The sequence below is a fragment of the Streptomyces aurantiacus JA 4570 genome, assembly GCF_000414115.1.
Taxonomy (GTDB): Bacteria; Actinomycetota; Actinomycetes; order Streptomycetales; family Streptomycetaceae; genus Streptomyces; species Streptomyces aurantiacus_A.
This window is the reverse complement of the sequence record NZ_AOPZ01000397.1, coordinates 1-750: the sequence shown is the minus strand read 5'-3', so window position 1 is coordinate 750 and position 750 is coordinate 1. Positions and strand designations below refer to the sequence as shown.

Annotated in this window: 1 protein-coding gene; it reads left to right on the top strand. The window is 78.3% G+C overall.

The features are described 5' to 3' along the window. Window positions 1–750 (top strand): FtsK/SpoIIIE domain-containing protein (locus STRAU_RS31655; RefSeq protein ID WP_037663233.1); only part of this gene is annotated, 750 nt, incomplete at both ends.

Genomic DNA, 750 nt, shown 5'->3' with positions numbered 1-750 from the left:
GGCGGCTCCGCTGCCCCAAGCGGCGCGGCTCCTGGACGAGTTGGGTCTTGCGCGGGCCACACCCGCCTCGCTGATGGCGCGGTGGGCGGCCGCCGCGGACGACGCCCAGGCGCTGGGCGGGCGGGCCTGGGCGGTGCTGGGCGCGGGGGCGCGCGGTCCTGTCGTCGTGGACCTCGTGGCGGACGGGCCGCATCTGCTGGTCGAGGGCCCTTCGGGCAGCGGGCGCACGGAGTTGCTGCGGTCCGTGGCGGCGTCCCTCGCGGCGGCGGAGCGGCCCGACCGGCTCGGGCTCGTCCTGATCGACGGGCGGGACGGCGGGACGGGCGGTGGCTCCGCCGCCGGCACCGGAGCCGGTTCCGGGACCGGGCCCGGGGCCGGGGCCGGGGAGCGGTCGGGTGACGGGCTGCGGTCCTGCACCGAGTTGCCCCATGTCACGACGCATCTGGCCGCCAACGACCCGGTACGGATGCGGGAGTTCGCGCAGTCGCTGTCGGCGGAGCTGAAGCGGCGGGCGGAGTTGCTCGGGCGGGTGGGGTTCGCCGAGTGGCATGCGCAGCGGGAGGTTTCGGGGCGGATGGTCTCTCAGCGGTCCGGGGCGGCGGGGCGGGCCGCCGCGACTGCCTCTGCGGCTGCGGGCGTGGACGACCGCGTTGACGCAACCGGCCCTGCTGACGCGGAAGTCGAGGCGCAGACGAGTGCCACGATGCGGTTGCGGCCCGCCGGGGTCCGGCGGGCCGAGCCCGGGCCGCC